The organism is Curtobacterium sp. MCBD17_021 (assembly GCF_003234525.1).
Taxonomy (GTDB): Bacteria; Actinomycetota; Actinomycetes; order Actinomycetales; family Microbacteriaceae; genus Curtobacterium.
The window spans coordinates 189,172-210,901 of sequence record NZ_QKTS01000002.1 but is presented as its reverse complement, the minus strand read 5'-3'; the positions used below and the strand labels follow the sequence as shown (position 1 = coordinate 210,901).

General features: G+C 72.3%; 19 protein-coding genes and 1 tRNA gene. 4 read left to right on the top strand and 16 right to left on the bottom strand.

The annotated features are described in order from the left end of the window. Positions 1-78: 78 nt before the first annotated feature. Together DEI83_RS02875 and aceE are read right to left on the bottom strand one after the other, a co-directional pair. The gene (locus DEI83_RS02875; RefSeq protein WP_111080288.1) at positions 79-1,305 is read right to left on the bottom strand and encodes a CdaR family transcriptional regulator; all 1,227 of its coding nucleotides are present in this window, start codon (positions 1,303-1,305) and stop codon (positions 79-81) included. Positions 1,306-1,312: 7 nt separating this feature from the next. Continuing rightward, complete coding sequence (aceE, locus tag DEI83_RS02870) at positions 1,313-4,057, bottom strand: pyruvate dehydrogenase (acetyl-transferring), homodimeric type (protein WP_111080287.1); 2,745 nt, start codon at positions 4,055-4,057, stop codon at positions 1,313-1,315. Positions 4,058-4,300: 243 nt separating this feature from the next. On the opposite strand from aceE, the gene DEI83_RS02865 reads away from it, so the two are divergent. After that, complete coding sequence (locus DEI83_RS02865; RefSeq protein ID WP_111080286.1) at positions 4,301-4,789, top strand: peroxiredoxin; 489 nt, start codon at positions 4,301-4,303, stop codon at positions 4,787-4,789. Positions 4,790-4,903: 114 nt separating this feature from the next. Then, entirely contained in the window at positions 4,904-5,791 is an 888-nt protein-coding gene (locus tag DEI83_RS02860) for an alpha/beta fold hydrolase (RefSeq protein ID WP_181431044.1), read from the top strand. Here the strand turns inward: DEI83_RS02860 and DEI83_RS02855 are convergent. Both DEI83_RS02855 and DEI83_RS02850 read right to left on the bottom strand, forming a co-directional pair. After that, positions 5,784-6,728: a L,D-transpeptidase gene (locus DEI83_RS02855; protein ID WP_111080284.1), complete on the bottom strand. Its 945-nt coding sequence runs from the start codon at positions 6,726-6,728 to the stop codon at positions 5,784-5,786. The genes DEI83_RS02860 and DEI83_RS02855 overlap by 8 nt on opposite strands. A 279-nt stretch (positions 6,729-7,007) precedes the next feature. Then, the gene (locus DEI83_RS02850; protein ID WP_111080283.1) at positions 7,008-7,562 is read right to left on the bottom strand and encodes a lipoprotein; all 555 of its coding nucleotides are present in this window, start codon (positions 7,560-7,562) and stop codon (positions 7,008-7,010) included. A 77-nt stretch (positions 7,563-7,639) separates the two neighbouring features. Between DEI83_RS02850 and DEI83_RS02845 the strand changes: the two genes are divergently transcribed. Continuing rightward, positions 7,640-7,715, top strand: a tRNA-Val gene (locus DEI83_RS02845). 258 nt (positions 7,716-7,973) lie between these two features. Here the strand turns inward: DEI83_RS02845 and DEI83_RS02840 are convergent. Then, a complete protein-coding gene (locus DEI83_RS02840) occupies positions 7,974-9,083 on the bottom strand; it encodes an acyl-CoA desaturase (protein WP_258371027.1) in 1,110 nt (369 codons plus the stop codon). 69 nt (positions 9,084-9,152) lie between these two features. Beyond that, the gene (locus DEI83_RS02835) at positions 9,153-10,235 is read right to left on the bottom strand and encodes a hypothetical protein (protein ID WP_146243222.1); all 1,083 of its coding nucleotides are present in this window, start codon (positions 10,233-10,235) and stop codon (positions 9,153-9,155) included. Between the two features lie 24 nt (positions 10,236-10,259). Here DEI83_RS02835 and DEI83_RS02830 point away from each other — a divergent pair, with 24 nt between their 5' ends. After that, on the top strand, positions 10,260-10,859 hold the full coding sequence (locus tag DEI83_RS02830) for a TetR/AcrR family transcriptional regulator (RefSeq protein WP_111080281.1): 600 nt from the start codon (positions 10,260-10,262) through the stop codon (positions 10,857-10,859). Between the two features lie 12 nt (positions 10,860-10,871). Here DEI83_RS02830 and DEI83_RS02825 read toward each other — a convergent pair whose 3' ends face one another. From DEI83_RS02825 to DEI83_RS02780, 10 genes are all read right to left on the bottom strand, one after another. Further along, complete coding sequence (locus tag DEI83_RS02825; RefSeq protein ID WP_111080280.1) at positions 10,872-12,014, bottom strand: glycosyltransferase; 1,143 nt, start codon at positions 12,012-12,014, stop codon at positions 10,872-10,874. Positions 12,015-12,129: 115 nt separating this feature from the next. Beyond that, positions 12,130-13,503: an FtsX-like permease family protein gene (locus tag DEI83_RS02820; RefSeq protein WP_111080279.1), complete on the bottom strand. Its 1,374-nt coding sequence runs from the start codon at positions 13,501-13,503 to the stop codon at positions 12,130-12,132. Further along, positions 13,500-14,234, bottom strand: coding sequence for an ABC transporter ATP-binding protein (locus DEI83_RS02815; protein WP_111080278.1), 735 nt, complete (start codon positions 14,232-14,234; stop codon positions 13,500-13,502). Before DEI83_RS02815 ends, DEI83_RS02820 begins: the two co-directional genes overlap by 4 nt. A 179-nt stretch (positions 14,235-14,413) precedes the next feature. Further along, positions 14,414-17,200 carry a LuxR family transcriptional regulator gene (locus tag DEI83_RS02810; protein WP_111080277.1) on the bottom strand — a complete coding sequence of 929 codons (2,787 nt, stop codon included), beginning with the start codon at positions 17,198-17,200 and terminating at the stop codon, positions 14,414-14,416. 80 nt (positions 17,201-17,280) lie between these two features. After that, positions 17,281-17,796, bottom strand: coding sequence for a MarR family winged helix-turn-helix transcriptional regulator (locus DEI83_RS02805; RefSeq protein ID WP_111080276.1), 516 nt, complete (start codon positions 17,794-17,796; stop codon positions 17,281-17,283). A 92-nt stretch (positions 17,797-17,888) separates the two neighbouring features. Next, the gene (locus DEI83_RS02800; protein WP_258371026.1) at positions 17,889-18,293 is read right to left on the bottom strand and encodes a nuclear transport factor 2 family protein; all 405 of its coding nucleotides are present in this window, start codon (positions 18,291-18,293) and stop codon (positions 17,889-17,891) included. Between the two features lie 56 nt (positions 18,294-18,349). Further along, positions 18,350-18,835 (bottom strand): nuclear transport factor 2 family protein, encoded by a 486-nt coding sequence (locus tag DEI83_RS02795; RefSeq protein ID WP_111080275.1) that lies wholly within the window; start codon positions 18,833-18,835, stop codon positions 18,350-18,352. Between the two features lie 85 nt (positions 18,836-18,920). Further along, positions 18,921-19,880, bottom strand: coding sequence for an alpha/beta hydrolase (locus tag DEI83_RS02790; RefSeq protein WP_111080274.1), 960 nt, complete (start codon positions 19,878-19,880; stop codon positions 18,921-18,923). Positions 19,881-19,961: 81 nt separating this feature from the next. Beyond that, positions 19,962-20,954 carry an SDR family NAD(P)-dependent oxidoreductase gene (locus DEI83_RS02785; RefSeq protein ID WP_258371025.1) on the bottom strand — a complete coding sequence of 331 codons (993 nt, stop codon included), beginning with the start codon at positions 20,952-20,954 and terminating at the stop codon, positions 19,962-19,964. Beyond that, positions 20,951-21,622, bottom strand: coding sequence for an NADPH-dependent F420 reductase (locus tag DEI83_RS02780; protein WP_111080412.1), 672 nt, complete (start codon positions 21,620-21,622; stop codon positions 20,951-20,953). The genes DEI83_RS02785 and DEI83_RS02780 overlap by 4 nt, the downstream gene beginning before the upstream one ends. Between the last annotated feature and the right edge of the window lie 108 nt (positions 21,623-21,730).

Genomic DNA, 21,730 nt, shown 5'->3' with positions numbered 1-21,730 from the left:
TGGAATCCCCACACGGATTCCGGGGACGGGTTGTAGGAACCCCTACGGGTGGGGCGGGTGAGGCGGCAGGACCGGGGTCTACCGGCGGGTCGGACGACGGCGGGTGGACGCCGACTCGGACATCGCTCCGAGGATGAGCGCCGACTGCACGATCAATGCGTCGCGGGCGTGGGTGGCGTCCCACCCGATGATGTCCGCGACCCGTCGGAGCCGGTAGCGCACGGTGTTCGGGTGCACGAACAGTTCCCGCGCGGTGGCCTCGAGTGACCGTCCGGTGTCGAGGTAGCACCACAGGGTCTGCAGGAGCTCGGTCGACTGGTCCTTGAGGGGTGTGTAGATCCGCTGCACGAGTGCCGACCGGGCGAGCGGGTCGCCGGCCAGTGCCCGCTCGGGGAGCAGGTCGTCGGCCAGTGCCGGGCGGGGTGCCCCGCGCCAGGCGCGTGCGACCGCGAACCCGGCGAGGGCGGCCTTCGCGCTGGTCGACGCGTCGACGACCCCGGGCACCTCGTTGCCGAGCACCAGGTGTCCCTCCCCGAAGAGCGGTTCGAGTTCCTGCGCGATCGACATGAACGACACCGGCTCTTCCCCCTCGGGCACGTCGTCCCGCGGGGTGGCCCGGCCGATGACGACGACGAGCCGCGACCCCTGGACGCCGATGAGCACGTCCGCGTCCTGGTGCCGGGCCGTCCGGCGGACCTGGTCGACCTCGAGCTGCTTCGGCGCCGTGCCGACGAGCACCGCGACCTCGCCGTGTCCGTGCCAGCCGAGCGCGGCGATGCGCGACGGCAGCTCGTCGTCGTACTCGCCCGACAGGATCGAGTCGACCACGAGGGCCTCGAGACGGGCGTCCCAGAGCCCGCGGGCCTCCGCGGCGCGGGCGTAGACGTCCGCCGCCGCGAAGGCGATGTCACGCGAGTACTTGAGGATCGCCTCCTGCAGCATCTCGTCGTCGGCAGCGCGCTCCTCGACCACGGTGACCACGACGCGGATGAGCTGCAGGGTCTGCTGCAGGCTCACCGAGCGCAGGAGCTCACGTGGCGCCGAGCCGAAGACGTCGGCGGCGGCGATCCACGGGGTGGAGGCGCTGCCCTCGAGCCATGAGATGAACGAGGTGATGCCGGCCTGGGCCACCATGCCGACGGCCGAGCGACGGCCGGGAGGCATCTCGCTGTACCAGGGCAGGGTGTCCTCGAGCCGCTTGATCGTCGCGGTCGAGAGTTCGCCCGACACCTGCCGGAGCCAGGAGAGCGCCCGTTGCCGGTCGTCCTCCCGGCCCGCGGCGGTGGCGGTGCGGGGTGTGGTCACGCCCAGATCAGCTCTCGCCGCCCGCGCTGCCGGTGGTGCCGGCCGTCACGTCGTGCAGGCGGTACTTGTCGATCGCCTGCTGCAGGACGGAGGCGTCGAGCTTGCCCTGGCGGACCAGCTGCTGCAGCGTCCGCACGACGACCGAGGGACCGTCGATGTGGAAGAAGCGGCGTGCTGCCGGACGGGTGTCCGAGAAGCCGAAGCCGTCCGCGCCGAGCGTGGCGTAGTCGGCCGGGACGAACGGGCGGATCTGCTCCTGCACGGCGTGCATGAAGTCGCTCACCGCCACGACCGGACCCTCGGTACCGAGCAGGCGCTCGGTGACGTACGGGGTGCGCGGCTGTTCGTTCGGGTTGAGGAACGCGTGCTGCTCGGCGTCCACACCGTCGCGGTAGAGCTCACCCCAGCTGGTGACGCTCCAGACGTCAGCCGACACGCCCCAGTCCGAGGCCAGGAGCTCCTGCGCCTCGAGGATCCACGGCACGGCGACACCGGACGCGAGCAGCTGGGCCTTGGGGCCGTCGTGTTCGCTCGCCTTGAGCAGGTACATGCCCTTGACGATGCCGTCGACGTCGACACCCTCCGGCTCGGCCGGCTGCACGAGCGGCTCGTTGTAGACCGTGAGGTAGTACATGACGTTCGGGTCGTCGTGCGACGGCGTGCCGTCCTCGTTCGTGCCGTACATGCGCTCGAGGCCGGAGCGGACGATGTGCCCGATCTCGTACCCGTACGCGGGGTCGTACGAGACGACGGCCGGGTTCGACGCCGCGAGGAGCGGCGAGTGGCCGTCCGCGTGCTGCAGACCCTCGCCGGTCAGGGTGGTGCGACCGGCGGTGGCGCCGATCATGAACCCGCGGGCCATCTGGTCGCCGGCGGCCCAGATCGCGTCGCCGGTGCGCTGGAAGCCGAACATCGAGTAGAAGACGTAGACCGGGATGAGCGGTTCGCCCTGCGTCGAGTACGAGGTGCCGACCGCGGTGAAGGCCGCGAGGGCGCCCGCCTCGTTGATGCCGACGTGGATGATCTGGCCCTGCGGGCTCTCCTTGTAGGCCAGGAGGAGTTCGCGGTCGACCGACGTGTAGTGCTGGCCGTTCGGGTTGTAGATCTTCGCGGTCGGGAAGTACGCGTCCATGCCGAACGTGCGCGCCTCGTCCGGGATGATCGGGACCACGCGGTTGCCGAAGTCCGGCGACCGGAGCAGGTCCTTCAGCAGGCGGGCGAACGCCATCGTCGTGGCGACCTCCTGCTTGCCGGAGCCCTTCTTGACGACCTGGTACTTCGACTCGTCGGGCAGGTTGACCTGCGTGTACTTCGTGCGACGCTCCGGCACGTAGCCACCGAGTTCACGGCGGCGCTCGTGCATGTACTGGATCGCCTCGTCGTCGTTGCCCGGGTGGTAGTACGGCGGGGTGTACGGGTTCTCCTCGAGCTGCGCGTCGGTCACCGGGATGCGCATCTCGTCGCGGAACTGCTTGAGGTTGTCGAGCGTGAGCTTCTTCATCTGGTGGGTCGCGTTGCGCCCCTCGAAGCTCGGGCCGAGGCCGTAGCCCTTGACCGTCTTGGCCAGGATGACGGTCGGCTGGCCCTTGTGCTCGGTCGCGGCCTTGAACGCGGCGTAGACCTTGCGGTAGTCGTGGCCACCGCGCTTGAGGTTCCAGATCTGGTCGTCGGTGTAGTCCTCGACCAGCTCGAGCGCCTTCGGGTCACGCCCGAAGAAGTTCTCGCGCACGTAGGCACCGTTCTCGGCCTTGTACGTCTGGTAGTCGCCGTCCGGCGTCTGGTTCATGAGGTTGAGGAGCGCGCCCTCGGTGTCGCGGGCGAGCAGGTCGTCCCACTCGCGGCCCCAGACGACCTTGATGACGTTCCAGCCCGCACCGCGGAAGAACGCCTCGAGCTCCTGGATGATCTTGCCGTTGCCACGGACGGGGCCGTCGAGGCGCTGCAGGTTGCAGTTGATGACGAAGTTGAGGTTGTCGAGACCGTCGTTCGCCGCGACCTGGAGCTGACCGCGGGACTCGACCTCGTCCATCTCGCCGTCGCCGAGGAACGCCCAGACCTGCTGCTCCGAGGCGTCCTTGATGCCACGGTTCGACAGGTACTTGGCCTGCTGTGCCTGGTAGATCGCGTTGATCGGACCGATGCCCATCGACACGGTCGGGAACTGCCAGAAGTGCGGCATGAGACGCGGGTGCGGGTACGAGGAGAGCCCGCCGCCGGCGTGCGACTTCTCCTGTCGGAAGCCGTCGAGCTGGTCCTCGCTGAGACGGCCCTCCATGTAGGCGCGGGCGTACATGCCGGGGGAGGCGTGGCCCTGGAAGAAGACCTGGTCGCCGCCGGACGGGTGGTCCTGCGCACGGAAGAAGTGGTTGTAGCCGACCTCGTACATGGCAGCACTCGACGCGTACGTCGAGATGTGGCCGCCGACCGAGATGCCGGGGCGCTGCGCGCGGTGCACGGTGACGGCCGCGTTCCAGCGGATCCACCGGCGATAGCGGCGTTCGAGCTCTTCGTCGCCCGGGAACTCGGGCTCGTCCTCGGGGGCGATCGTGTTGACGTAGTCCGTCGTCGGGACCATCGGCACGCCGAGGTGCAGCTCGTTCGAGCGCTTCAGCAGGCTCTGCATGATCTCGCGCGCCCGCTGGTGCCCGTGCGTCGCGACGAGACCGTCGAGGGACTCACGCCACTCGGCGGTCTCCTCCGGGTCCTGGTCCTGCCCTGCGGTGCTGCGCGGGTCCTGGTCGTTCACCGTCACCGTTGACCTCGTTCGTTCTCGTGGTGGTGGACATGTCGAGCCGTCGGTGGTCGGATCACGACCGGGGACGGGCCGCGTCCACTCTAGGCCCCTGCACCGACGGCGATGCTGATGACGACGCGGTGCGGACGGCACTTGCGTTCGCCTGCCGTCGGCGTAGCATGGCCGATCGTGCGTCCGCGACCGGCGGACGCGTGGAACCGACGGGCACACCCAACGCCCGGGGAGAGAAGCACCACCACGATGGCACTGGAGATCGGCTCACTCGCGCCGGACTTCGAGCTCCCGAACCAGTTCGGTGAGCACGTCCGACTCAGCGACCACCGCGGACGCCGCCCGGTCGCCCTCGTCTTCTTCCCGCTCGCGTTCTCGTCCACCTGCACTGATGAGCTCTGCACGCTGCAGGACAACATCGCGATGTTCCAGGACCAGCGCATCGAGTTGATCGGCATCTCGGTCGACTCCAAGGCGACGCTGCGTTCCTTCGCGCAGGCCAACGGCTACGACTTCGAGCTGCTCGCGGACTTCTGGCCGCACGGTGCCGTGTCCAAGGAGTACGGCGTCTTCCTCGAGCAGAAGGGCTTCGCCACCCGCGCGACCTTCGTCATCGACGTGGACGGTCGCATCAAGGCCTCGATCATCACCGAGCCGGGTGTCGCCCGGGACGTCACGGAGTACCGGGCGGCCCTCGACCGCCTCGCGGCCTGTGCCGCGCCGGTCTCCGTCGGCTGAGCGTCGCCCCTTCCCTGACGGCGTCGGTTCCGAACTCCGGGTGACGTCACGAGACGTCGGACTGGAGGCACGGTGGCCGTCACCGACACCGGCGCGGTCCCTCAGGTGGGATCCGTGCACCCCGACGCGTACGCGCCGTACCCCGTCGTCGGCGACCCTGCTCGGTGGGGCCTCACCACGACGACGGTGTCGACGAGTGCCGGCCCGACCGTGGTCCGGCACCGACCGGGTGCGCGTCCGCTGTTGTTCCTGCACGGTGTCGCCGGGTCGTGGACCACGTGGACGCCGCTCCTGTCCGCAGCGGGTGCCGTCGTCGGCCGTGGACTCGTCCTGGTCGACCTGCCGGGGTGGGGCTCCTCACCCGCGCCGGCGGTCCCGCTCGACGTCGACGAGTCGTCACAGGTGATCGTCGAGGTGCTCGACGCCCTCGGCCTCGACCAGGCCGACGTCGTCGGGCACTCCATGGGGGCCTTCGTCGGCCTCCACCTCGCGGTGACCCGGCAGGACCGGGTGCGCTCCCTCGGCCTCGTCTCCGGCACCACCTTCGCCACGGCGACCGCCGCGCGCCACCCGGTCCGGGCCCTCCGGACACTGCCGGCCTTCACGCTCCTGCGCGCCGGGCTCGCCGTGACCCGGCGGGCTGCCCATGGCCTCCTGCGCGGACTCGCCCGGATCGGACTGCTCCCGCTGCTCGCCGGGCCGGTGTTCGCCACCGTCCGGCGACTCGACCCGAGTGTGCTGCGGGCGTTCGTCGAGGAGTTCCGTCCGGTGGGCTTCCTCGGCGCGGCCCGGTCGGCCGCCCGCTACGACACCCGGCGATGGGCCGGGGTGCGATGCCCGGTCGTGGCGGTCGCGGGGCGGCAGGACGTGTTCGCTCGGGTCGACGACCTCGCGCGTCTGGGTGGTGTCCTGCCGGACGTCCGCACGGTCCTCCTGGAGGACTGCGGGCACTTCGCGCACGTCGAACGTCCCGGCGCGGTGGTCCGCGAACTGTTCAGCTGAACTCGATCGGCGTGCCGATCGGCAGCGTCGCGAGCGCGTCCGTCATCGCGGCCGTGACGCGGACGCAGCCGTGCGACGAGCCGGTCGGGTCCGGGTAGAAGTGCAGCGCGGTGAGGGCCGCGTTGCCGCCGTACCCGGCGAGCTTCGACGAGTGCGCCCCGGTCAGTGCGATCGGGTGTCCCTGCGTGTACGGGACCTGCGGATCGACGTAGTTCGCCTCCATGTAGGTCTTCGTGTCAGCGGGTGTCGGGTCTTCCGGGGTGCCGAGCCGTGCGGTCTCGCTCGTCTCCGTGGTGCCGTCGCGATGCACGATCGCGATCGTGGACGTCGCGTTGTCGATCCGGACCTCGCGGTCGATGCTCGCGAGCGTGAAGTCGGCGGCGCGGGCCCAGGCGAAGGTCGAACTCGGGGCTTCGGCGACCCCGCCGTCACCCGGGGTCCGGTTCCGGGAGGGCGTCGAGACGAGGACCATGCCACCGTCTTCGCCAGCCGTACGCCCCCACACCGCGGTCGCGGTCGGCGTGTTCAGGGTCGACACCGACGAGGACAGTGTCGCGACCGGGGCAGCGTCGGCGTCGGGTGCGGCGTAGAGCGGGACGAGGGGGGCCTTCGGCGTCGCGGTCGTCCACTGGTTGCGGGCGTCGACCTGGGAACCGTCGAGGAGCTGGCTGATCACGGCGTCGTGGAACGCCAGGGGCAGTGCGGCGAGTGCCTGGTCCGACGGGCGGTCCGGGACGGCGGGCAGGGGCGTCTGCGAGGGGGTGGGCGTCGGCGTGGCGGTGGCGACGGCCGCTGCGGGGGTGGGGCGGGCCTCCCGGCCGGGGTCGGCGAGTGACCACGCAACCGTGCCGGCGGCGACCACGACGGCGAACGCCCCGGCCCCGACGATCCACCAGCGTCGTGGGTTGCCGTGCGGCGGTGCTGACGGTTCCGTCATCGAAGTCCCCGTTCCCCTGTCCCGGTGGTCCGGTCCCACGACCGCGGCCTGGTCCCGTTGTCGTTCCTCCACAGCATCCCAGATGGTGCTGCGTCGTCCACAGGCTGCCGCCCGTGGCGTCCTGCCCGTACCGGAGGGAGCCGGTCCGGAAGCGCACGAACGAGTGCGTGGCAACTCGGACCAGGCTCGGCGGACGAGAGGGACCTGGACCTCGTGGGTGGCACCGAAGGAGGACTGAGCGGGTGGTCCGGTCCGGTCCGGTCCGGCTCTGCGGGTCGGTCAGCGGTACTGCGGCGGCCAGTCGAACGGCGCCGGAGGATGCGGGACCTCACCGATCGTCGTCACGCCGAGACCGATCTCGCGCCGGTTCGTCAGCTCGATGGACCGCGGGTTGCCGAAGTACCGCTTGCCGTCCACCCAGACCGTCAGCTCACCGCGCAGCCCGCCGACGTGTGCCGGCCCCAGCGAGACGCCCCACTCGTCGAAGAACTGCCCGAGCGTGAACGTCCGACGGGTCGGGGACTCGACGTGCAGGATGCCCGACGTGTCGTGCGTGTGCAGCTGTGCGGCGAAGCGCTGGGACTTCGAGTGGCCCACGTTCCCCGGCACCACGACCGGGCTGTCACCGTCGGTGATGCTCAGGTGCGTGTGGACGTGCTCGACCAGACGTTCGCCCCAGACGTCCTCGAGTCCGGCCTCGTCGGCGCGGTGCGCCAGGTCCGTCGGACGCGGCCACGGCGGTGCGACCGAACTCGTGTCGGCCGCGGGCGCCGAGCAACCGGTGAGCAGGGCGACGAGCACGGCGGCGACGACGACGGCGGGGGAGCGGCGCATGCGGCCGAGCGTAGTCAGGCGAGCGGCGTCGCTCTCGGCGCACCCGTAGGATGTGGGGTGCACCGGCAGTGGTGCGAGGGCCTTTAGCTCAGCTGGTAGAGCGCCACGTTTACACCGTGGATGTCGTCGGTTCGATCCCGGCAGGGCCCACCACGAGGAGCCGAGGTCCGAGGGCACCGGTCGAGATCAGCGGGCGGTCAGTTCGGACGGCAAGACGATCCTCCTGCTCCTGCGGGCGGCGCTGCACGGCGCGAGGGGTGGGCGCTCGACGGCCTCGCCGCCGTCGAGTCGGGTGATCCCCTCGGCCACGGTGCCGAGGTCCTCGGCGCGCCGGAAGGGGTTCTCCGCACCGATCGGGGTGACCGCCGTGCCGAGCTCGTCCGCCCGGCTGGTGTCGGTGATCAGTGCACCTCAGTGGATGCGGAGCTGCGAGACCATCGGGCAGGTGAACGGGTCACGGGCGGCGAGGCCGACGCGGTTCAGGTAGCGGACGACGATGCCGTACGAACGGAGGAGGGTCGTCTCGGTGTACGGGACGTCGAGCGTCTCGCAGTGCTCGCGGACGAGCAAGCGGGCCTGCTTGAGCGCCGGGCGCGGCATGGACGGGAACAGGTGGTGCTCGACCTGGTAGTTCAGGCCGCCCATGAGGAAGGACACCCACCATCCGCCGCGGATGTTGCGCGATGTGCGGACCTGGCGCGAGAAGAAGTCGACCTTCGCGTCGTGGGCGATGGTCGGCATGCCCTTGTGGTTCGGGGCGAAGGAAGCGCCCATCATCACGCCGAAGACGGCGAGCTGCACCCCGAGGAACGCGCACGCCATCCCGAAGGGCAGGAACCAGAACACGATGGTGAGGTAGATGCCGAAGCGCAGGACGAGGAGCGTGGCCTCGAGCATGCGGTTGCGGAGGTCGGCCTTGGTGTCACCGCCCGTCAGCACGGTCCGGACGGCGGACCAGTGCAGGTTGACGCCCTCGAGCGTCAGGAGTGGGAAGAACAGCCACCCCTGGAACCGGGTGAACAGCCCTCGCGGCCCCTTGGTGACCGCCGCGTCCTCCGGGGTGAAGCGGATGACACCGGGAGCGATGTCGGGGTCCTTGCCGATCGTGTTCGGGTTGCCGTGGTGGCGGGTGTGCTTGTTCATCCACCACGAGTAGCTCAGACCGACCAGGAACGTGCCGACGTACCGGCCCGCACGGTCGTTCCAGCGCTGCGACGCGAACACCTGACGGTGCGTGGCCTCGTGCGACAGGAAGGCGAACTGCGTGAAGAGCACGCCGAGCGCGCCGGCGACGATGAGCTGGAACCACGAGTCACCGAGGAGGGCGAACGCCACCCAGGCGAGGGCGAGTGTGCCGACGAGCGAGCCGAACAGGGACCAGTAGAAACCGGTGCGGCGGCGGAGCAGGTCGTGTTCCTTGACCTGCGCGAGGACCGCCGAGTACGTGGAGGTGCTGGACCCGCGATTGCCGACGGCGGGGCGGGTGCGGGTGTAGCCGGCCTGGATCGGGGTGGTGGTCAACGCAGACCGACCTTCCGTCGCCGCCGGTCCTGCGACCGACGTGGGGTGTTCGCGCGATCGCGCTGGTGGTCACGATAGGCGATCACGATGCGAAGTGGCATGACTGTCCGCATCCGACCGGGGTGTGGCCGCTCGGTCGGCGGGACCGGGGGTGGGCCGCCGCGTCCGGGAGCGGTGGCTCGTGAGCACCAGGACGCCCGACGCGACCACGATCCACAGGGCGAGCGTGACGAGCGCGCGTGTGGCCCCGGCGCCGTCGAAGTAGCTGAAGGACGTCACCGCGCCGAACGCGGCCCCGGGCGGCAACGCGCTGCCCACGGCGGCCAGTGCCGGCGGCAGGAGGTGGGTGCTCACCGTGGCGCCGCTGGTCGCGTTGCCGAGGGTGGTGAACACGAGGGTGGACACGACCACCCCCATCGGGCCGAGGAGTGCGGTGATGGCGAGGGTGGACATCGAGACGGCCACGGCGAGGAGCGACAGCACGGCGATGACGACTCCGGTCCCGGCGGGTACGGCTCCGTCGACCGGACCGGCGATGACGGCCACGACGACGGCGGCGGCGATGCTCCCGACGACGGTGACGAGGACCCGGACACGCAAGCGGGCGAGGGCGCCCAGGGAGTTCATGACCTGGGCGAGGATGAAGGCCGCGAGCGTCGTGCCGAAGACGAGGTAGAACCCCGCGATGCCCTGCGCGTCACTCGTCGTGAGGGGCACGAGGTCCTGCGTCCGCGACACCGGGACGCCGCCGGCCTGCGCCACCCGGATGAGCATCGCCGAGGCGGCGGCGCTCGCGCTCCGCCCGTTCGCTCCAGCGGTGGCGAGCGTCGAGCCGTCCGCGCTGGGGAGGAGGGCCGCGACGACCTCGCGGGAGCGGACGAGTTCGCGAGCCGCCGTGGCCGAGGAGACGGGGCGGACGTCGGCCGAGTCGCCCAGCGCCGCGGATGCTGCGTCGGCGAGTCGAGCGTCCGCGACGGCGACCGGGAGGTGGTGCGGGACGGGGGCCTTCTGCAGCCCGACGTACAGCCCGACGAAGGCTCCGGCGACGGTCATGGCGACGAGGACCTGTACCACGAGGACGGGGAGGACCCGGCCCAGCGGCGGCAGGACCCCGGCGTGGGAAGCGACATTAGTAATCGATTCATTACTCATGGCATCGGATGATACCCTCGAGCCATGGCGACAGCAAGCGGCCCGATCCCGAAGGCAACGGAGCGCATGGCCGGCAGTCGACGGCGAGAGTCCACCCTCGCCGCTGCGGCCACCGTGTTCGCGCGCGAGGGGTACCACGGCGCCACCACCGAGCGGATCGCGAAGGCCGCCGGGATCAGCCAGCCCTACGTCGTCCGCATGTTCGGCTCCAAGGAGAACCTGTTCCTCGCGGTCATCGAAGGGTGCCTCGAGGCGGTGCTCGACGCGTTCCGCGCAGCACTCGACGAGGACCGGCCCGGCACCGTCGAGTCGCGGCTCGGCGAGGCGTACCAGGCCCTGGCGACCGAGGACGGCGTCCACCTCATCGTCATGCAGTCGTACATGCTCGGCGCGGACCCGGTCATCGGCCCCGTGGCGCGGGACGGGTTCACGCGGATCCTCCGCTTCCTGGTCGACGAGGCCGGACTCGCACCGTCGGCAGCCGAGACCTTCCTCGCGAAGGGCATGCTCATCAACACGCTGCTCGGCATGCGCCTGTACGACCACGACGACGACCTCGTGCGTCGCTTCACCGCGACGGTGTTCGGCCCGGGTCCGGCAGGGCCCGGGCCGAGCGGAGCGTGACGGGGACCGGGATCAGCCCTGCTCGGCGGTCGCCACCCGTCGCACGCGGGCGACGAGCTCGCTGATCGCGTCGGTGGCACTCGGCCGCTGCTCGGCCTCCGCACGCAACCGTCGGGCGGCGTCGGCGTGCGCGGATCCGGCGAGCATCCGGTGTACCGCGGGACCGACGGCCTCCGCGCGGTCCACGACGACGGCCATGCCGGCCTCCGCCGCGCGGGCGGCGTTGATGAACTGGTCCGCACCCTGGGGCAGAAGTACCATCGGGACGCCGGCACTCGCCGCCGCGAGCACGGTACCGGCACCGGCAGCGCTGACCACGACGTCGACGCCGTCCAACAGCTCGCGCATCGGTCGGAACGGGACGAAGTGGACGTGCTCGCTGTCGGCGAGGTGGTCCCCGATGACGCCGACGGTCGCGAGGACGTCTGCCTCGTCGGGGTGGAACCCGTCGATGATCGTCTGCAACAGCGCAGCGTCGCCGAAGACGGTCCCCAGCGTCACGAGGACGCGGGGCCGGTCCGTCGCCGGGAACGGCGCCAGGGGTGTGCGCTCGCCGGGCCGGCTGTGCGGCTCGGACCGGAAGGGGACGGTCACGGGGTGCTGCGTCCACCCGGGCGCCTGGAGCGACGCCGGGGTCGGGTCGAGCAGCGCCAGCGGCGGCGACGGGACGAGGCCGCGCTGGGTGTAGCGGGGGAGGACGAGGTCCGTCATGGGCCGGCGGAACGCGTCGGGGACCTCCGGGCCGAACGCGACGACGGCGTACGGGATGCCGAGTGCCGCCGCGACGAGCGGCCCGACCAGGTCGACGGCGTCGGCCACGACGACGTCGGGCGACCAGGCGGTCGCCTCCCGCAGGGCGTCGTCGACGGTCAGGTCGACGCGGGTGCCGGCGAAGAACTCGGCGACGTCGGCGGGTTCCGGTCGGTTCGCGGGGTCGCTGCCCGGGATGCGTCGGGCCACCTCGGCGAACAGCGCCGACGGCATCGGCCCGGCCGCCAGGAGCGGCACCGTCGGCAGCTCGGCAGCGAGTGCATCACGCATGCCCCCGCTGGTGAGGAGGGCGACGTCGTGCCCCGCCGCCTGGGCGGCGCGGGCGAGCGGGACGAGGGGGAGCAGGTGTCCGAGTGCGGGGACACCGGAGAAGAGGATGTGCATGGGTTCTTCCTGGTGGGGTCGGCGAAGCGGTTGGAGGGGAGGACGGAGGGAGCACCCGGGCAGTCCGGGCAGCCGGGTGTGGGCTGGAGGCCCGGAACGGCAGGGAGCGCCGGCGTCAGTCCGCCGCGAGGACGAGCGGGACGCTGCGGCGCCCTCCGACGACGAGCGGGAGCGTGCCCGCCACCACCATGAGGACCAGGCTCACCAGCGCGGCGGGGGCGGCGGCCTGTAGGCCGAGGTGCGGGAGGGTCCCGGGGGAGGTGACGCCGAGTGCGACGGCCTGCGCGCAGCTGGTCACCACCAGGACGGCGCTCGACACGAGGACCGCTGTCCCGACCAGGATGACCGACTCCCAGGCGGCGCGCGCGAGGACGACACCGCGGGACCCACCCGCGGCCTCGACGAGCGCCCCCTCCTGCTCTCGGGTCCGTCCCGCCATGAGCACGGTCGCGGCGGCCCCGGACAGCGAGACCAGGAGCGGCCCGCCGAGCATGAGGAGGAAGCTCTGTGGCGCCAGGCCGCTGATCTCGGAACCGGTGGTGCGTCGGACGGCGTCGCCGAGCGTCGCGAAGCCCGACGTGATGCTGGCCGGCAGGGCGATCGTGATGACGAGTGCGCTGACGGTCGCGCTGCTGCGGCTCACCGCGGCGGCGGCCGCGTTCCGGGCCAGGAACCACGAGGCGGAGGCGTGCGCGGGCACGACCGCGGTCCAGGCGCGGAGGAGGGCGGGGAAGACCGACGGTCCGACGGCGATGACAGCCCCGGTGACGAGGGGCCCGATGAGCAGGACCTGGGACCCGGCACGGACCCCCGCCCCGGCGAGTGCGAGGGTCATCAGGCTCGCGAGGAGGAGCGCGACGGCCGCGCCCGTCCATCGTGTCCACCCCGTCCGCCCCTCGACGGCCTCCGGTTCGCGGAGGACCTCGACGGGACGGACCCGGCCCGCCCGGCGGGAGGGCCGGAGACTGCTGAGCACCACCACCGCGGTCACCCCGACGACGACCGCGGCCCCGCTGACCGCGCCGAACCGTTCGTCGAGGGCCCGCAGCCCGTCGGACTCGGAGAGCCCGAAGTGGAGGAAGGCCGGCACGAACGGGCCGGCGACGAGGCACCCGAGGGCGCTGCCGACGAGGGCGACGACGGCGAGCTGGAGTCGCACGATGACCGTCACGGTCGCTGACGGGACCCCCACGAGCTGCCAGAGGGCGTACCCGCGGCGCTGCAGGTCGATCGTCAACCGCGTGATGTTGCCGAGCACCGCGGTCACGGCGACGACCGTCAGGACGAGGACGAGCGAGGCGAGTGTGGCGAGTCCACCGGCTCGGAGGAGGTCCGACCGGGTGCCGGACGTCACGAGTTCGAGTCCGGTCTCGAGCATCCCGGCCGCGATCGCCGCGGCTGCTGCGGTCGCGGCGCTGACGACGAGTGCGCCGATCCAGATCCCGGCGTTCGACCGGAGGTCACTGAGGACGAGTCGGAACACGGTCACGCCTCCTGGGCGGCGGCGGTGAGCGCGTCGAGCACCTCGGTGGCGCTCGGTCGGACGAGTTCGCGGTGGATGCCTCCGTCCCGGAGGACGAGCACACGGTCGGCACGCGCGGCCGCCTCGAGGTCGTGCGTCACCATCACGACGGCACGGTCGCCCGAGGCCACCTTGCGGAGGAGTCCGAGCACGGCGTCCCCGGCGGTCGTGTCCAGCGCGCCGGTCGGTTCGTCGGCGAAGACGACGTCGGGGTGGGACGCCAGGACCCGGGCGATCGCGACCCGCTGCTGCTGGCCTCCGGACAGGCTGCCCGGCCGGTGGTCGCCACGGTCGGCGAGCCCGACCGACGCCAGGGCGGCGTCGACCTCGGTCGCGGACACGGGCCGGTGCGCCAGGCTGGCCGGGAGCGCGATGTTCTGCCGAGCGGTCAGGGACGGGATGAGGTTGAACGACTGGAAGACGAAGCCGATGGTCGACCGGCGGAGGGCCTGCAGTCGCTTCGGTCGGAGCGTCTCGAGACGCTGCCCGGCGATCGACACCGACCCGCTGTCGTAGGGCTCGAGGGCGGACAGGCAGTAGAGCAGGGTGGACTTGCCGGAGCCGCTCGGCCCGACGATCGCCACGAACTCGCCCGGGAGCACGGACAGGGAGACCCCCCGGAGCACCGGGACCCTGGCCTGGTCCGGGCCGGGGAAGGACTTGGTGAGGTCCTCCGCGTGGAGGAGTGGTTCGGTCATGGCGTCAGTCCATCTCGATCGGGTCGTCGGGTCACTGGTGCAGGCAGGACACCGGTGGTGGAGTGCACTCCACCCCTCCGGGCACGAGCGTGCCAGTGGCGTCGGCGACGCAGCATCCGTCGCGTGACGTACGTCGGGCCTCCCGACCGCTCCTGTTCCCCGAGCCGCGGGACCGGCGACTAGTCGGCGTACCCGGTGGCGGCGAGCGCTTCGGCGAGCCCGGCGCGGCTGGTGACGCCGAGCTTCGGGAACACCTTGTAGAGGTGCGTGCTCACGGTGCGGTGCGACAGGTAGATCCGGTCCGCGATCTCACGGTTCGACATGCCGGCGGCGGCGAGCCGGGCGATCTGCAGTTCCTGCGGGGTGAGCGGCGCGCTCGTCGCGGGCGGCGCGGTCGCGTCGCGGAGCGGGGCCTCGCCCGCGGCGCGGAGTTCGGCGGCAGCTCGGGTGGCGAAGCCGGTGGTCCCGGCCGCGACGAACTCGCGGAGGGCGTCTCGGAGGTGCTCCCGCGCCTCGACGACCCGGCGGCTGCGGCGGAGCCACTCGCCGAACAGCAGTCGGGTCCGGGCGAGTTCCAGCGGTGACTCGCTCAGTCGTCCCGCCTCGATCGCCCGCACGAAGCAGGACTCCGCGCGGTCGTCCACGGCGAGGAGCGCGCGGCTGCGCAGCACGAGCGACATGAGGTGCGCGGAGTGTGAGGCGGTGGCCACCGCTTCGGCCTCGTCGAGGTTGTCGATGACCGACTCCGGGCGGCCGCCGTGCACCGCGGCCTCGGTCCGGTCCGCGATGGCCGAGAGCGCTCGCGTCGGGTGCACGGTCATGTGCGTGAACTCGATCTGCGCGTCGCGGTAGCGGTGCTGGCCGAGGGCGACGAGCCCGGCGGCCCAACGGGCGTCGGCGCTCGCGAGCGCGAGCCGGCCGCCCATCGACTCGGCGGCACCGTCGCGGAGGGCACGCTGGGCGGCCTCCGCGTCACCGAGGAGGGCGTGTGCGCGCGCGAGCGTGCCGGAGGCCATGCCGGCGATGAGCGGGATGTGGCTCTCGCGGGCCATCCGGATGGCGTACTCCGCGTCGGCGACGGCGTCCCGCACCCGACCGCGGAGCAGGAGGACGGTGGACCGGCCACGGAGCGCCTGGGTCTCGTCGGCCACGGCGCCGAGCTCGTGCGCGCGCTCGTAGCTGAGCTCCCAGCAGGTCAGCGCCGTCTCGAGGTCCTGCAGGGACTCCGCCGCGATGGCCAGGGACGCCATGCCGAGCGGCGAGTCGGTCAGTTGCGGCACGAGGTGCGGCAGACTCGCCCGGAGCGCCGGTGCGGCACCGAGCGGTGCCAGCGCGGCGAGCGCGACGGGCTTGAGCGGACTCGTCGAGGGGAGGGCGCGAAGGGCGGTCTCGATCTCCAGCCACTCGGCGCGGGGCAGGTTCCGGCCGCGGGCGTTGAGCGCGGACGCCCAGAGCACCCGGACGAGCCGTTCGGTGTGTTCCGGGGCCGCGAGGACGGCGCGGATCCGTTCCACCTCGATCCGCGGCACGCCCGGGTAGCCGGTGGTGAGGCCGAGGACGGTGCTCGTGACGGCGGTCTGGGTGACGGTGTCGGCGTCGCCGTCCAGGGCGTTCACCTGCTCGAGGAGGGCGATCGCCTCGTTCGTCATGCCGGCGGCCCGTGCCGTCTCGGCGGCGCGTCCGAGCCGTCGGGCCCGTCCGACGACGCCCTGGGACAGGGTGGCCGCGCGTTCGTACGCACGGACCGCTTCGGGTCGTGCACCGCGTTGCGCGGCCCGGTCGGCGACGGCCTCGAGGTCGGCGGCGATGGTCTCGTCGCGTTCGAAGGTCGCTGACGCCCGGTGCCAGGCGGCCCGGCTCTCGTCGCCGACCACGGACGCGAGTGCTCGGTGGACGGCTGCGAGTTCGGCGGCGGACGCGGTGCCGACCACCGCGGACCGGAGGAGCGGGTGTCGGAAACGCAGGGACTCGAGGTCGGTGCGGAGGAGTCCGCGCACCTCGAGCGGTTCGAGGTCGCCGAGCCCGAGGTCCATGGTGCGTGCGGCCGCCATGACGTCCTGCAGGGGCGCGCCGTCGGCGGCGGCGGTGAGGATGAGGAGGGACCGACTGCCGGCGGGCACGTCGCCGAGCTGGTCGAGGAACGCCTGCTCGAGTCGGCGCGTCGTCGGCAGGCGGGTGGCGAGCGACGTCCCCGAGGAGCCCGTCGCCGCGAGCGCCGCGGGCAGTTCGTGGAGCGCGAGCGGGTTGCCGCCCGCCTCGGCGAGGACCCGGCGGCGGGCGGTGCTGCTGAGGGTGGCGACGTGTCCGTCGAGGAGGGCTGCCGAGGCGTCCGCGTCGAGGGGGCCGAGTGTGGAACGGGTGAAGGAGCAGGGGAGCGTGACGGTGGCAGCGTGGCCGGTCCTGGCGGTGGCGACGATGACGATCGGGGCGTTCGAGAGCCGCAGTCCGATGAAGTTGAGCACCTCGGCGCTGGACCGGTCGAGCCAGTGCAGGTCCTCGGCACGGACGAACACCGGCCGGTGCGTCGCGGCCTCTTCGAGCAGACCGAGCGCCGCCGTGCTCACGAGGAGCCGGTCGGGGACGGGGCCGTCCTCGAGTTCGAGCGCGGTGAGGAGCGCCGCGCGCTGGCGGGCAGGCAGGGCCTGCGCGTAGGGCAGCAGCGGGTGGAGCAGTTCGTGGAGGCCGTCGAACCCGCCGGCGTTCGACCCCTGCAGGCCGGTGCAGGTGAGGATCCGGAAGCCGGCGGCGCGGGCGTGGTGTTCCACCGCCGCGACGAGGGCGGTCTTCCCGATGCCGGCCTCGCCCTCCACCAGGACGGCGGTGCCGCCCTGGCCGGCGTCGTCGACGGCCAGGGTGAGCGCGGCGAGGTCGTCGTCGCGCCCGACCAGGGTGTGCCGGGCGCCGCTGCGGACGGTGACGCCGTCCGGTGCGGACGGGAGGCCCGACCCGGCTCCGACTGTGCGCATGGCCCGTCCTCCCCGTCGTTTGCGTGATCTTTCACCCAAACTACGGGGATCGTCGCCACCGAGCAAGCGGAGCGGCGTCGTCAGGGGTGGTCGGCGGGGCGGGGCAGGGTGCCGTGTTCGATCACGGACTCGTAGACGCGTTCCAGCACGGCGGCGAAGCCGGGCAGCTCGTCCGCCGTCAGGTCGCCGAAGAACATCTGCTTGACGAGCTCGGTGTGCCGTGGCGTCGCCTCGCGGAGGGTGCGCCAGCCGTCGTCGGTCAGCGCCACCGCCGTGCTCCGTCGGTCGTGCTCCCAGCGGCGGAGGTCGAGCAAGCCACGGTCCGCCAGGCGCTTCGCGTGGTGGGAGGCACGGCTGCGCTCCCACCCGATGCGGGTGGCGAGGGCGGACATCGTCATCGCGCCGTCGGGCTCGCTGGTCAGCGCGACCAGGACGTCGTAGTCCGCCAGCGAGATGTCGCTGTCGGCGCGCAGCTGCCGGTTCATCTCGTAGCGCAGCCGCAGCTGCAGCTTCATCCACGCGTACCAGGTCCGGGTCTGCTCGGCCGTGAGGAAGGCGTACGGCGACTCGGGTGGCACCTCGGGGTGTGCTGCCATCGTCCGTCACCTCCCGTCGCCCGCCGGCCGCCCGGCCGCGGGCGTGGCGTCCATCATCGCAGGACGCGGTGCCCGACGGCACGGCACACCCGTCAGGTGGTCGGCGCCTCCGGCGCGGGCGGCTCGCCCGGTGCCGGCGGGGTGCTGGTCAGGAGCGTGTAGACCTTCGCGATCACATCGCCCTCGACGAAGCAGACGTCCATGCCCGACACGACGGGCTCCTGTCCCTCCGGACCGAAGTGCCAGGCGAGGTAGCCCATCCCGTGGTTCTCGTACACGGGGCCGGCGGGGGAGAAGACGAACCCGGGGGCCTCGTCGAGCAGACGCTGCGCCTTCGCGTGCAGGGCATCGTGCCCGGTGACCACCTCGTCGGGGTCGAGGAAGACGACGTCCGGGGCGTACGTGCGCTCGACCGCGGCGCGGCGGCGGTCGGGGTCCCGTTCGCCGAACACCTCGAACAGGTTGGCGTGCATGAGGGACTCGAGGGGTTGCGACATCGTGGTCTCCGTTCGGTGGTGCTGGTGCCGGTCGAGTTCCTCGACCGGGGTCGTGCTCAGGGCGCGGACGGGGCGCGGTCGGTCCAGTCGAAGACGAGGCGTCGGAGCGCGATCGCCCAGGCACCGTCCACCCGGACGAACCGGTCGAGGTACCGGATCGACATCGTCAGGAGCGTGCGCTCGTCGCCCTCGTGCAGGACATGGAAGGCGATGCAGTAGGTCTCACCCTCGGCGTCGTCCGGGCTCGTGAAGCGGATCGTCGACTGTCCGTTGAGGTACGTCGTCACGTCGTACTGCTCGATGAGCCCGGCGAAGGTCTCGGCGAGTCGGTCGCGTCCGCGGATGGTGTCGACCGGGTCGGAGGTCGTGGGGTCGCCCTGGTACAGGACCACGACGCCGTCCTCGGTGAACACCGAGGCCTCGAGCACCGCGTCGCGGCGGTCGGCTCCGCGGGCGTAGGTCGACAGGAGGGTGCGGATCTGCTCCCGGTCGACCAGGGTCGTCAGTGTCTCGTCCATGTCGTCCTCGTCGGGGTCGGTCACGCTCGGTGTCGGAGTTGCTGCTGGGGTGCTCGGTGGTGGCGGCGGGACGGGGCGTCCGGGTCGGCCCCGTCCCGTCGCCCGTCCGTCAGGCCAGGGCGGCGCGGAGGGACGCGGTCGCGAGCATCAGCGCGTGCCTCGCCGCCTCGGTGTCGTGCAGCGCGTTGACCATCACGAAGTCGTGCACGATCCCGCCGAAGCGCGCGTTCGTGGCCTTCACCCCGGCTTCGCGGAGGCGTGCGGCGAACGCCTCGCCCTCGTCGCGGAGCACGTCGGCCTCGCCCGTGATGACGAGGGTCGGCGGCAGCGTCGCGAGGACCTCGAGCGGAGCGCGGAGCGGCGACACCGTCGGGAGTGCCCGCACGGCCTCGTCGGTCGTGTACTGGTCCCAGTACCACTGCATGCCGGCACGCGTGAGGAAGTACCCCTCCGCGAACTCCTCGTAGGACCCGGTGTCGAACGCCGCGTTCGTCACCGGGTAGAAGGCGACGAGCTCGACGAACTCGACGTCCCCGCGCTCCGCCGCCATGAGCGCCAGGGCGATCGCCATGTTGCCCCCGACGGAGTCACCCGACACCGCGAAGCGCGACGCGTCGAGTCCCTTGTCGCGGCCTTCCCGCACGACCCACTGCGCGGCCGCGTAGGACTGCTCCAGCGCGACCGGGTGCCCGGCCTCGGGGGAGCGGTCGTACTCGGGGAACACGACGGCCGCGTTCGAGCCGATCGCCAGGTCGCGCACCAGACGGTCGTGGGTGTGGGCGTCGCCGAAGACCCAGCCGGCTCCGTGCACGTAGAGGACCACGGGCAGGTTCGCGGTGGTGCCGGCCGGCTTCACGAGGCGGATCCGGACGGTGCCGGTCGGGCCGCCGGGGACCTCGAGCCACTCCTCGTCGACGTCCGGCTTGAAGACGGGGGAGTCCTGGACGGAGTCGACCGCCTTGCGCCCCTCGGCCGGCGGCAGGTCGTTCAGGAACGGCGGGTTCGACGTGGCGTCGACGAACTCCTGGGCGGCGGGCTCCAGGGCGATGTGCTTCGGGTTTCCGGGCATGGTCTGCTCCTCGTGTGGGTGTCAGCGGGGTGGGGTGTGACGTCGTCAACGCTCGCAGGAGCCCGACTCGACGGGCATCCGTCAGCTGACGTATCCGGCGCTCAGCTCCCAGAGCCGCTCGGCGTTCCCGGGGTCGAGGGCGTACCGCGCCACGCCGCGGTCGTGACCGGTCCCGTCGTCGAGGACCGCGGCCTCCTGGTTGTCCTCGAAGTAGCGACCGGTCACCCCGTCGACGGACGGCGACGCGACGAGGAGGGTCGACGTCGCCGCGCCCTGCGCCGGGGTCTTGAAGGACGGCTGCTCGATCCGGTTGCCGTCGTCGTCCATCGCGCCCATGGCGCGGAGGGTGTCGTCGTCGAGGTGGCGCTGCAACCCCGTCGTGATCCACCCGGGCATGAGCGAGTTCGCGGTGACACCGACGTCCGCCCAGCGGCCGGCGACGCCGACGGCGAGCAGGACGTCGGCCGTCTTCGACTGCGCGTACGCAGCCCAGCGGTCGTAGGGACGCACGGCGAACTGCGGGTCCTCGAAGTGGAACGGCGACCGGAGGTGCGCGGTCGAGCTGACGGTGACGACCCGGGCGCCGTCCGCCGCGGCGAGGTGCTCGTGGAGGCCGACGAGGAGCGCGAAGTGGCCGAGGTGGTTCGTGGCGAGTTGCATCTCCCAGCCGACGGCCGAGAGGCGGCGCTCCGGCAACGCCATGACGCCGGCGTTCGCGACGACCCCGTCGAGTGAGCCCTCCCAGCCGTCGGTGAAGCGGTGGACGGAGCCGAGGTCGCTCAGGTCGAGGGGGCGCGCGTCGATCCGCCCCGCGCCGTCCCTCAGGAGCGGGTCCAGGGCCGAGCGGACGCGCTCGGGGTCGCGGACGCCGACCGTGACGTCGGCCCCGGCACCGGCGAGCGCCAGGGCGGTCTCCGCGCCGATGCCGGAGCCACCGCCGGTGACCAGGTAGCGGCGGCCGTGGAGGTCCAGGCCGGCGAGCACGTCGGCGGCGGTCGCCTCGGCGGAGAACGGTGTCCGGACGGCACCGGAGAGCTCGTGGAGGTCGGTGGCGTCACCGGGGCGGGTGATCACAGTGCGCGCTCCGTCCGACGCTCGGCGGCGGCGAGCGCCGCCGTCATGTCCGCCCGGTCCCGCGGGACGCCGTACGCGGGCTGGTCGCGCTCGTACCGCCAGCCCTCGTCGAGGGCTCCGGCGTCGACGACGTCGAACCCGAAGCGGTCGATCAGGTCCGCGACGACCGCCTTGGCGTCGGCGTCGTCCCCGGCGACGACGAGGCTGCGTCGGCCGGGGCTGCCGGCGGGAGAACCGTCGGTCGTGACGTCGGCGGCGCTCAGGTTGTTGAACGCCTTCACGACCGAGGCGTCCGGCAGGTGCCGCTGGAGGAGCTCCGACGTGGTCGGGGCCCCGGGCTGTTCGAGTTCGTCGACGGGGCCGGAGTACTCGGGGTAGTAGTTGCCGGTGTCGATCACGGTCTTGCCCGCGAAGGCCTCTGCCGGGAGGTCGCGGTAGCCGCTGATCGGGATCGCGACCACGACGACGTCGCCGGCACGTGCCGCGTCGGTGACCGTCGCTGCGCCCGCCGACGGCGCGAGCTCGGCGATGAGTTCCTCGAGCGACTCCGGGCCGCGGGAGTTCGCCAGGACGACGTCGAGGCCGACCTCGACGGCTCGTCGTGCGATCTGTGCGCCGACGTTGCCGGCGCCGATGATGCCGAGGGTCCGGACGGGGGTGGGGGTCATGTCGTCGTGCTCCTGGAGGTCGTGGGGACCGCCGCGCGCGGTCCGTCCCGTCAACGCTCCACGGTCCTCCCGGCCGGAGGCATCCGTCGGACGACGTAACCCGCGGCG

Excerpts from the sequence above, each read along its gene's own strand:
- DEI83_RS02865 (WP_111080286.1), top strand. The coding sequence starts at position 4,301 with ATGGCACTGGAGATCGGCTCACTCGCGCCGGACTTCGAGCTCCCGAAC.
- DEI83_RS02800 (WP_258371026.1), bottom strand. The coding sequence starts at position 18,293 with ATGTCGCAACCCCTCGAGTCCCTCATGCACGCCAACCTGTTCGAGGTG.
- DEI83_RS02780 (WP_111080412.1), bottom strand. The coding sequence starts at position 21,622 with ATGACCCCCACCCCCGTCCGGACCCTCGGCATCATCGGCGCCGGCAAC.
- DEI83_RS02835 (WP_146243222.1), bottom strand. The coding sequence starts at position 10,235 with ATGAGTAATGAATCGATTACTAATGTCGCTTCCCACGCCGGGGTCCTG.
- DEI83_RS02825 (WP_111080280.1), bottom strand. The coding sequence starts at position 12,014 with ATGCACATCCTCTTCTCCGGTGTCCCCGCACTCGGACACCTGCTCCCC.
- DEI83_RS02790 (WP_111080274.1), bottom strand. The coding sequence starts at position 19,880 with ATGCCCGGAAACCCGAAGCACATCGCCCTGGAGCCCGCCGCCCAGGAG.
- DEI83_RS02815 (WP_111080278.1), bottom strand. The coding sequence starts at position 14,234 with ATGACCGAACCACTCCTCCACGCGGAGGACCTCACCAAGTCCTTCCCC.
- DEI83_RS02810 (WP_111080277.1), bottom strand. The coding sequence starts at position 17,200 with ATGCGCACAGTCGGAGCCGGGTCGGGCCTCCCGTCCGCACCGGACGGC.
- DEI83_RS02805 (WP_111080276.1), bottom strand. The coding sequence starts at position 17,796 with ATGGCAGCACACCCCGAGGTGCCACCCGAGTCGCCGTACGCCTTCCTC.
- DEI83_RS02830 (WP_111080281.1), top strand. The coding sequence starts at position 10,260 with ATGGCGACAGCAAGCGGCCCGATCCCGAAGGCAACGGAGCGCATGGCC.
- DEI83_RS02855 (WP_111080284.1), bottom strand. The coding sequence starts at position 6,728 with ATGACGGAACCGTCAGCACCGCCGCACGGCAACCCACGACGCTGGTGG.
- DEI83_RS02850 (WP_111080283.1), bottom strand. The coding sequence starts at position 7,562 with ATGCGCCGCTCCCCCGCCGTCGTCGTCGCCGCCGTGCTCGTCGCCCTG.